Source organism: Streptomyces sp. NPDC051738, from assembly GCF_044453205.1.
Classification (GTDB): domain Bacteria; phylum Actinomycetota; class Actinomycetes; order Streptomycetales; family Streptomycetaceae; genus Streptomyces.
On sequence record NZ_JBITCM010000041.1, the window covers coordinates 25888 to 36811 of the forward strand.

Here is a 10924-nt window from a genome sequence, read left to right on the forward strand (position 1 = left end):
GGACGCCCGTACCACCGCGTGGTACGGGCGTTTCGTCATGCCGCGCCGCGGTGCGGGCGGGTCCAGGGTGCCTCGCGGCGGGTGCAGCGCACATGAGTCGGCCTCCACGACCGGATGTCGTGGAGGCCGACTCGTCGGTGGTGCCCCGGCTGTCAGAGGAACGGCGTGTTCGGCTCCAGGCCGAGCAGGACCCTCCCGTACACCTCCAGGTTGGCGTCGGGCGTCATCATGGCGTGCATCGAGATGCCCTGGACGTCGCGGAAGAACCGCTGGATGGGCAGGCCGCGCTGGATCGCCGAGGCGCCGCTGGCGGTGAACAGCGCGTGGGTGGCCTCCTTGGCCAGCTGCACCGCGTAGCCGCAGATGCCCCGCAGGGTGGCCCGCTCCTCGGGGCTGAGTTTCTCCCCGGCGTCGGCGCGCCGCTGGACGACGTCCGCCTGCCCGGCGAGCAGTGCCCGTGCCGCGGCGATCTGGGCGGCGGCGGTGGCCACCTGGACCTGGGTGAGGGGGTGTTCGGCCTGGTCCTGCCACGGCGTGTAGGAGATCGGCCGGTGCACCCGCTCGAGGAACAGCTCGTAGGCCCCCTGGGCCATGCCGATCAGGGTGGCGGTGGACTCTGCCATCACGACGCTGATCAGCCCGTAGTCCCGGCCTTCACCGGGGCCGGTGGGGCCGCCGCCGCCCGTGGTGAAGGCCTCCTCCATGTCGACGACGCGGTGTTCGGGGACGAAGACGTCGGTGGCGACGGTCGTCGAACTGCCGGTGCCGGCGGCCGCCATGGTGTGCCAGTCGTCCTCAAGGGTGAGGGCGTCGATCGGCAGCACCGTGAGGGCCTGGCGCACCGAACCGTCGGGCAGATGGAGGTTGGTGGCGGCCAGGTTCCAGTCGGCGCCGCGACAGCCGGTGGTGAACCTCCAGCGGCCGTTGAGGAGGTAGCCGCCCTCGGTCGGCACCAGCGTGCCGGACGGCGTGAACCCGCCGGAGACACGGGCGCTGCCGCCGGCGTACACCTCCTGCTGTGCCTGTTCGGAGAAGAGCCGGATCATCCAGGCTCCGGTGATCCAGCCCTCGCACACCCAGCCGGTGGATCCGCAGCCACGGGAAATCTCGAGGAGCAGGTCGATCTGCTGGGGTACGGAGAATTCCAGGCCGCCGAACCGCTTGGGCACACCGGTCCTGAAAACGCCCGCCTTGGCCAGGACTTCGACGTTCTCGTCGGCGATCCAGCGGCGGTCCTCACCGTCCTTTCCGTTTTCCCGGAGTGTCGGCACCACTGCCCGCACCGCCTCCAGGACGGATGCGGCTTCGATATCCGTACGGGTCATGCTGTCTCCTCGTTTCGATGGCACCCGTGAGTTTTCCGGGCGGCACTCACGGGGCGGTAATTCCGCGGACCCGGTCCGTTCCGTGATCTGCCGCCCGGCGGGGCGTCAGCCTTGTGCGGGGGCCGGAAAGTAGCCGCTTCGCGCGAAGAACTCGATGTAGGTGTCCAGGAGTTCGTCCGAAACCGGCGGGCAGTCGATGCCGGTGCCGGCGAGGGCGGTGGTCGTGCGGGTGGTGGAGATCGCCGGGTAGAAGGACTCGCTGTCCTCGATGAGCAGTTCTACGGCGTCCAGCAGGGGGGCGATGGCGTTGTCCGCGCCGGCCCTGATCAGGTCGAACCAGTCGGCCTGGGCGATCTCGCTCACCTGGTGGCCGGCGATGCGCAGCCGGCTCACGATCCGCTCCAGCGTCACGTGGCTGTCGTTGTAGAGGTGGAAGGTGTCTCCCGCGGCGGACTCCGCCCGCGACAGGGCCACCAGGGCGGCACTGGCGTAGTCGACCGGCATCAGCCGGAACACGCCGGGCAGGTCCCGGGGGGCACAGCCCGCCTGGAGGATGCCCTTGACGGTGAGCCACACGAAGTCCCGGGTCTGGCAGGCGCCGTTGGCCTGGTCTCCGGCGACCTGGTCGACGCGGTAGACGTTCACCGGCAGTCCCCGGTCGCGTGCGAGGTCGATGATCCGCTCGGCCACCCACTTGCTCTGCGTGTAGCCGTTGGGCAGTGCCCGGCCGGGTCCGGTCGGGTCGGTCACCTCCAGGGGCACGCCCCTTGTGACCGGCCCGGGGAAGACGCCGGTGGTCGAGACGTGGTGCAGGGGCACGGTGCGGTGCCGGGCGGCGAGCCGCAGCAGTTCCTGCGTGCCGGTGACGTTCGCCGCGCGCAGCGTGGGGTACGGCTGGATCCAGTTGACCGCCGCCCCGGCGTGGTAGACGGCGTCGACGGTCCGGGCGAGCCGGTCGAAGTGGTCCTCGTCGAGACCGAGCCGGGGTGCGGCCAGGTCGCCCACGACGACGCGGAGCCGGTCCGGGTCGACCTCGTCCCAGATGCGGTACCACTCGAGGTTGGCCTTCAGGCGCCGCAGTGCCTCGTCCTCGTCGGCGGCCCGGACCAGGCAGTGCACGGTCGCCTTGGTCGTCGCCATGAGGTCGCGAAGCAGGAAGGCGCCGAGGAAGCCGGTGGCGCCGGTGAGCAGCGCCTCCCGGGGGTTCGCGGTGACGCGGACCACCTCGTCGGCGGGTCGGATGTCCTCCGCGAGGGTGATCTCCGCGGCGAAGTCGGTCTCCGGCGCCGGTGCCGACGCCGGGTCCCCGCCGGGCAGCACCTCGGCGCACAGGTGGGCGGCGAGCAGGCCGGGGGTGGGCCGGTCGAAGACGAGGCTGGCCGGCATCCGGCTACCCACCGCTTCGCTCAGGCGGTTGCGGAGTTCGACGGAGGTGAGCGAGTCGAAGCCCAGCTCGGTGAAGCGATGCTCCGCGCCGATGGCGCCGGGGTCGGGGTGGCCGAGTACCGCGGCCACCTCGGCGCGGACCACGTCGAGGACGATGCGGTAGCGCTCCTCCTCGGAGCGTCCCTCCAGGAGGGTGGCCAGCGAGGCCGCGCCGAGGGCACCGTCGTGTGCGCTGCGGCGCAGCGGGGTGCGGGCCAGGTCCGCGAAGAGCAGGGGGGCTCGGGTGGGGTGTTCGCGCAGGGTGGCCACGTCGACGGGGACGCCGACCAGGGTGGCGTGGCCGAGGCGCAGCGCGAGGTCCAGGGTGGCGGGCCCTCGGTCGGAGGCCACGAGGCCGAAGCCGGAGCGGACGATGCGGTCCACGTCCGCCTCGTCGAGGCCGGCGGCCATCGTGCTCAGCTGCTCCCACAGGCCCCAGGCCACGGAGGTCGCCGGCAGCCCGTGGGCCTTGCGGTGCAGGGCCAGCGAGTCGAGGAAGGAGTTGGCGGCGGCGTAGTTGGACTGGCCCGCGCTGCCGATCACCCCGGAGAGCGAGGAGAACAGCACGAACGCCGAGAGGTCGAGGTCCCGCGTGAGGTCGTGCAGATGCCAGGCGGCGTCGACCTTGGGGCGCAGCACGGCGTCGAGCCGTTCGGGGCTCAGCGCGGTGATGAGGCCGTCGCTGAGGACACCCGCCGCGTGCGCGACACCGGTCAGGGGCCGGTCGGCGGGGATGGCCGCGAGCAGTTCGGCGAGGGCTTCGCGGTCGGCGGTGTCGCAGGAGGCGACGGTGACCTCGGCTCCTAGTGCGGTGAGCGCGTCACGCAGGTCGCCGGCGCCGGGCGCGGCGGGGCCGCTGCGGCTGGTCAACAGCAGATGCCGTACGCCGTGTTCGACAACCAGGTGCCGGGCGAACAGGGCGCCCAGGGTGCCGGTGCCGCCGGTGATCAGAACGGTTCCGTCCGGGTTCCAGGTGCCGCCGGGCACGGTGTCGGCGGCCGGTTCGTCGACGCGTGCCACGCGTGGGACGAGGGCCCGGCCGGCGCGCAGGGCGGCTTGGGCCTGGCCGGAGCGGATGAGGGCGGGCAGTGCCGCTCGGGAGGCCTCGTCACCGTCGATGTCGACGAGGACGAACCGGCCGGGCGACTCCGCCTGCGCGGAGCGGAGCAGACCCCACACGGCCCCGGCCGCGAGATCGGTGACGTCCTCGTCGCCGGCCGCGACGGCGCCCCGGGTGACCAGGACCAGCGGCACGTTCTCCAGCCGGTCGTCGGCGAGCCAGCGCCGGACCAGTTCCAGGGCCCGGTGCGTGGCGTCGTACACGGCGCGCACGGGGTCACCGTCCGCGGGTGCGGCGTGCCAGGACAGGACGGCGGCCGGGGGACGGGGCCCGGCGACGGCCGCGCCGACGGCGTCCAGGTCTGCCGCCGGTGCCGCGTCGAAGCGGTCGGTGTCCAGCTGCACCAGGGTGAGGGGCTCCTCGTCGGCGGTGAGCCGGAGGTGCCGCCAGCCGACGCGCAGCAGGTCGTCCTGCACACGGGCGGCACTGCGGCCCAGTTCGTCGGGGGTGACGGCGCGCGCGGTGAGCGATTCGATCGTGGCCAGCGGCCGTCCTTGCTGGTCGGCGACGGTCACGGTCACCGTGTCGGGTCCCAGGGGGCGGATGCGTACCCGCAGGGCGGCGGCGCCGGTGGCGTGCAGGCGGAAGCCCCGCCAGCGGGTGGCGAGCCACGCCCCGGCCGCTCCGGCCGGGTCCACGGCGAGCGGCAGCGGCCGCAGCGCGGCCTGCAGCAGTACGGGGTGGAGGGCGAAGTCCAGGGCCTGGCGCTGCAGTTCGTCGGGCAGCCGGACCTCCGCGTACACCTCGTCGCCGCGTTGCCAGACGGAGGTCGGGTGGCCGTCGCCGAGCTGCTCGCGGATGTCGTCCGGCGAGAGCGCCCGGGCGCCGGCCGGCGGCCACTGGGTCAGCTCGTCGGCGCCGCCGCTGCCGTTCCGGCCGAGCCGCCCGGAAGCGATGCGCTGCCAGGTCACGTCGCCGCCGTCGGGCCGGGCGTGCACGGTGAAGGCGCGCGCGTCGGACGCGTCCGCATCGGCCACGGCGATCTGGATCTGCGTTCCCTGCTGTTCGGGAAGCACCAAGGGCTCGTGGACGGTGAGTTCGTCGACGGCGTCGAGGCTCAGTTCGTCGCCGGCCCGCACCGCCAGTTCCGCGAGCAGGGCGGGTGCCGCCACCGTCGCGCCGTGGAGGGTGTGTTCGGCCAGCCAGGGGTGGGTGCGCGCGGAGAGCCTGCCGGTGAGGAGGGTCTCGCCGGACGCGGCCACGGCGACGGCGGCGCCGAGCAGCGGGTGGTCGGCCGCGGCCACGCCCAGGCGGCCCGTGTCGCCGGCGGCCACGGACGCCTCGTACCAGTGGCGCTCGCGCTGGAAAGCGTAGGTGGGCAGGGGCACGCGACGCACGTCGTGCCCGGCGAAGAGGGTGGGCCAGTCGACGGTTCCGCCGCCCACGTGCAGTTTGGCGAGCGAGGTCAGGAACTGTGTCAGGCCGCCCGACTCGCGTCGCAGGGTGCCGACGACGACCGGGTTGTCGAGGCTGTCCTCCAGAACGGGGGCCAGCACCGGGTGGGGCCCGACCTCGACGAAGGTGTGGTGTCCGTGGCCGACCAGAGCGCGGGTCGTCTCCTCGAACTCCACGGGCCGGCGCAGGTTCCGGTACCAGTACTCGGCGCCGAGTTCGGTGGTGTCCAGCGGTCCGGCGGTGACCGTGGAGTAGAAGGGCACGGTGCCCTGCCGGGGGCGTATGGGTGCCAGGTCGTGCAGCAGCCGGTCGCGGATCTCCTCGACCTGGGCGGAGTGGGAGGCGTAGTCGGCGTGGAAGCGGCGGGTGCGGATGCCCTCGGCCTTGCACTCCTCGACGAACTTCTCCAGCGCCTCGTGGTCCCCGGACACGACCGTGGACCCGGGACCGTTGATGACCGCGATGGACAGCCGGTCGCCCCATCCCTCGATGCGGGCGGCGAGTTCGTCACGGGACAGGGCCACGGAAGCGATGCCGCCGCGGCCTTCGAGGACGCTGGTGACCTGGCTGCGGACGGCCGCCACGCGCGCCGCGTCCTCCAGGGTCAGACCGCCGCTGACGTAGGCGGCGGCGACCTCTCCCTGGGAGGAGCCGACGACGGCCGCGGGCTCGACTCCGTGCGCACGCCACAGCGCGGCCAGGGACACGGTCACCGCGAAGGAGACGGGCTGGATGACGTCGACCCGGTCGAGCGACGGAGCGCCCTCGGCCTGGCGCAGCACGTCCTCCAAGGACCAGTCGACGTAGGGCGCGAGCGCTTCGGCGCAGGCGTGGATCTGCGCGGCGAACACCTCGGAGGTGTCCAGGAGTTCCACCGCCATGCCGGGCCACTGGCCGCCCTGGCCGGGGAAGACGAAGACGGTCTTGCCGGGTTCGGCGACCCGTCCGGTGACCACGTGCGCCGAGTTCTCGCCGGTGCTCAGCGCACGCAGACCGGCGAGTATCTCGTCCTGTCCGGTGCCGATGACGGCGGCCCGGTGGCCGAGTTGGGAGCGGCCGGCGGCCAGGGAGTAGGCCACGTCCCACGGCCGCGCGTCGGCCGCGCCCTCCAGGTGGGACAGCAGCCTGCGGGCCTGGTCGCGCAGCGCTTCGGTGGATTTCGCGGACAGGACCCACGGCGGGGTGAGCGTGCCGTCGGCGGACGCGGGCTCGTCGGTCTCGTCCGCGGCGGGCGCCTGCTCGATGATGACGTGCGCGTTGGTGCCGCTGGCGCCGAACGCCGACACGGCGGCGCGGCGGGGGCGTCCGCTCTCGGGCCAGGGCCGGGCCTCGGTCAGCAGCTCCACCGCGCCCGCCTCCCAGTCGACGACCGGGGTCGGCTCCTCGGAGTACAGCGACTTCGGCAGGACGCCGTGGTGTATGGCTTGGACCATCTTGATGATGCCGCCCACACCCGCGGCGGCCTGAGCGTGCCCGATGTTGGACTTCAACGACCCCAGCAGGAGCGGCCGATCCGCGCCAGGCCGCTCCTGACCGTAGGTGTTCAGCAGCGCCTGCGCCTCGATCGGATCACCCAGCGTCGTACCCGTGCCATGCGCCTCAACGGCATCCACGTCCGCCGCACTCAGCCGCGCGTTCGCCAACGCCTCACGAATCACCCGCTCCTGCGACGGACCGTTCGGCGCGGTCAACCCATTACTCGCTCCGTCCTGATTGATCGCGCTGCCCCGCACCACCGCGAGCACCGTATGACCGTTGCGCCGCGCATCCGACAACCGCTCCACCAACAGCAACCCCACACCCTCCGACCAGCCGATGCCGTCCGCCGACGCGGAGAACGGCTTGCACCGGCCGTCGGCGGCGAGGCCCTGCTGCTGGGAGAAGTCGATGTGGCCGACGGGGTTCGCGGCCACGTACGACGCTCCGGCCAGCGCGAGCGTGCATTCCCCGGAGCGCAGTGACTGCACGGCGAGGTGCAGGGCGGTCAGCGACGACGAGCACGCCGTGTCGACCGAGACCGCCGGGCCTTCGAGGCCGAGGACGTAGGCGATGCGACCCGACGCCATGCTGCTGAGCATGCTGGTCATCAGGTAGCCGTCGAACTCGGCAGGGGTCGGCAGGCCGAGGTAGCTCTGCTCGACGAGCCCGGTGAACACGCCGGTTCGCGTGCCCTTGAGGCCCGCCGGATCGATGCCGGCGCTCTCGAACGCCTCCCACGCCGTCTCCAGCAGCAGCCGCTGCTGCGGATCCATGGCCAGGGCCTCGCGCGGGGAGATCCCGAAGAAGGCGGCGTCGAACCGGGTGGCGTCCTTGAGGAATCCGCCGTGCCGGACGTGGGTCCTGCCGGGCTTGGCGGGATCCGGGTCGTAGAGGTTGTCCAGGTCCCAGCCGCGGTCCGTGGGGAACTCCGAGATGGCGTCGGTCTCGTCCATGACCAGCTGCCACAGATCGTCCGGCGACTCGGCTCCGGGGAAGCGGCAGGCCATACCGACGATGGCGATGGGCTCGTTCCTGCCCGACTCCAGCTCGGCGACCCGCCGGCGGGTCTTCTGCAGGTCGGCGGTGACCTTTTTGAGGTAGTCGAGCAGTTTCTCTTCGTTGGACATGGTGGACATGGGGAACCTCTTGTTCCTCTGTGTACGGAGGGGCGGTGATCTGCCGGATCAGTCGGCGGATCCGCCCAGTTGGTCGTCGATGAGGGCGAAGATCTCGTCGGCCGAGGCCGCCTCGATACGGCCCGTCAGGTCTGCGGACGGCTCCTCGTCGTGCGCCTCGGTCAGCCGGGACAGGAGCGTCTGGAGCCGTACGACGATGTCGCGGCGCTCCGTCGCGTCCTCGGGTGCCCGCACCAACAGCGCTTCCAGCTGCCGCAGTTCGGCGTCCACGGGTGAGTGGGGTGCGGACTGGTGCTCCGGGAGGAGCCGCGCCAGTACGTGCTCGGTGAGCGCCGCGGGTGAGGGGTGGTCGAAGGCGAGCGTGGCCGACAGGGCGATGCCGGTCCGCGAGGTGAGGCGGTTGCGCAGTTCGACGGCGGTCATGGAGTCGAAGCCGAGTTCCTGGAAGGCCCGGTCGGGGGCGACGGCGCCGGCGTCCGCGTGGCCGAGCACCGCGGCCGATTCGGCCCGGACCAGGTCGAGCACGGCCTGGTACCGCTCCTGCTCGGTGAGGCCCTCCAGGCGCAGCGCCGGCGCGTCGGCGGTGGTGCCCGCCGAGCGGGCCCGGCCCGAGGTCCCGACCAGGTCGCTCAGTACGGCGGGCAGGTGGGCGTGGGCGCGCAGTGCCGTGCCGTCCAGCCGCACGGCGACCAGCGCCGGCAGGCCGGTGCGCAGCGCCGCGTCGCAGGCGCTCGTCGCGTCCGGGACCGTCAGCTCGCGCAGGGGGAGACGGGCGGTGTCGTGTTCGGCGGGCGCGGTGTCACCGGTGGCGCCCTGCGACGCCCACGGCCCGAGGGCCAGGGACCTGGCGGGGAGGCCGAGTGCCGTGCGGTGACGTGCGAGGCCGTCGAGGTACGCGGCGGCCGCGGCATCGGCGGCCTGGGCGGGCGCACCGATCGTGCCCGCGCTGGAGGAGCACAGCACGAAGGCGGCGAGGTCGAGTTCGCGGGTGAGTTCGTGCAGATGCCAGGCCGTGTCCGCCGTGGATCGCAGCACCGTGTCCAGGCGCTGGGCGGTCAGGTCGGTCAGCGCGATGTCGTCGGACGGGTCGGCGATGTGCACGACCATGGTCAGCGGACGGTGCTCGGGTATCGCGGTCAGTGCCGCCCGCAGGGCCGCACGGTCGGCGAGGTCGCAGGACACGGCGATGACCTCGGCCCCCGACGCGTCCAGGTCCCGCAGCAGTTCGGGCGCGGGCCCCGTGCCGTCGGCCGGGTCGTCCAGCATCAGGAGGTGCCGTACGCCGTGTTCGGCGACCAGGTGGCGGGCGAACACGTCGGCGAGGCGTCCCGCACCGCCGGTCACGAGCACGGTGCCGTGCGCCTCCTCATCGGGCGCACCGGCCCTCTCGGCGTCCAGGACGGCGTCCTGTGCGACGGGGCGCAGCCGGGGCGCGTACAGGGTGCCGGTGCGCAGCGCGGCTTGGGGTTCGCCGGAGGCCAGCAGGTGGGACAGCGCGCCGGCCGACAGCGGAGCGGTGTCGGAGTTGGTGCCGGAGTCGGTGTCGGTGTCGGTGTCGGTGTCGGTGTCGGTGTCGAGCAGCACGATCCGCTCGGGAGCCTCCGCCTGAGCGGACCTCAGCAGTCCCCAGACGGCGGCCGCGTCCGGGTCGGCGACCCCTTCGGCCGCGACGGCGACGGCGCCCCGGGTGCGGATGACCAGGCGGGTGTCCTCCAGCGTCGGTTCGGCGAGCCACTGCTGAAGGAAGGTCAGCGCCTGCCCGGCGGGACGCGGTGTGGCGGAGGCCCCGCCGCCGAACTCGACGAGGAGCTGCCGGATCGGTGCCCCGTCCCGCACGGCGGCGGCGAGCGCGGGCACGTCCGGGAACCTGACCGCGTCGAGGTCTGCCATGCCGGGCGAATCCCGCAGGTCCTGCGGGCCGATCACGGCCCAGCCGTCGGAGAGGGGGGTGGGCGCCGGAGGGTCGAGCGGCTGCCAGGCCAGGGCGTACAGCGGCAGGGCCCGGCCACCGGGCGGCGCGAACTCGTCGTCGGGCACGTCGCGGAAGGCGAGCCGGTCGACCGTGAGCACCGGTTGCCCGGCGGTGTCGAGCAGACGCAGGGAGACCTCGTCTCCCTCGCCGGGTTCGGCCAGGACGCGCAGCGTGGTGGCACCCGTGGCGTGCACGCGCACGCCGTGCCATTCTCCGGCGATCCGGGTGCTGCCCGCGGGGGCCGGGCCGAGGAGGGCGCGTACGGCCTCTTCGACGAGTGCCGGGTGAAGTCCGTAGCGGGCGGCGTCGGGCAGCAGGTCGTCCGGGAGCCGGACCTCGCCGTGGTCGGCGCCGTGCCGGGCGGCCTCGGACGGCTGGTCGCCGGACGCCAGCTCGCCGTCGGCGTGCAGCGTCCACGGGGACCGTGCGTCGTCGGAGCGGAGATGGACCGAGAAGGGGCGCCGGCCCGCACCGTCGTCGGCGTGGAGGACGATCTGCAGGTCCGCCGTTCCGTCGTCGGCGAGGACCAGGGGCTTGCGCACGGTGAGACGGTGCAGGGTGCCCGCGTCGCCGTGATCGGCCACCCGGCTCAGCGCCTCCACCAGGGCTGCGGGAGGCAGCACCGGGGTGTCGAGGACCGCGTGATTGACGGTCCAGTCGTGGGTGTCGGGCAGGATACGGGCGGTGAAAAGCAGGTCGCCGGTGTGCGCCACGGCCGTCCGGTGGCCGAGCAGCGGGTGGCCCGTGTCGCCCGGTCCTTGCGCGCCGGAGGCTCCGTGGTCGGCGCGCATCCAGTACCGCGCGCGTTGGAAGGCGTAGGTCGGCAGTGTGACGGGGCGGGCCGCCGTTCCGGCGAAGTACGCCTGCCAGTCGACCGGTGCTCCCGAGATGTGCAGCGTGCCGACGGCCCTGGCCAGGGTCTCGGTCTCCGGCCGGTCGCGGCGCAGGGCGGGCAGGACCGCGGCGTCCTGGTCGTGGTCGAGGGCTTGTTGGGTCAGTGCGGTGAGGGTGCCGTCCGGACCCAACTCGACGAAACGGGTCACACCCAGCTCCCGCAGACACCGCACACCAT

The 10924-nt window shown here is 73.3% G+C and carries 3 protein-coding genes; all 3 read right to left on the minus strand.

From position 1 onward, the window contains the following. Positions 1-152: 152 nt before the first annotated feature. Positions 153-1325 carry an acyl-CoA dehydrogenase family protein gene (locus tag ACIA8X_RS46155; protein ID WP_393462580.1) on the minus strand — a complete coding sequence of 391 codons (1173 nt, stop codon included), beginning with the start codon at positions 1323-1325 and terminating at the stop codon, positions 153-155. Between the two features lie 105 nt (positions 1326-1430). Continuing rightward, entirely contained in the window at positions 1431-7880 is a 6450-nt protein-coding gene (locus tag ACIA8X_RS46160) for a type I polyketide synthase (protein ID WP_399460754.1), read from the minus strand. A gap of 48 nt (positions 7881-7928) precedes the next feature. Further along, on the minus strand, positions 7929-10924 hold a 2996-nt coding region (locus ACIA8X_RS46165; protein ID WP_399460755.1), incomplete at its 5' end, for a KR domain-containing protein.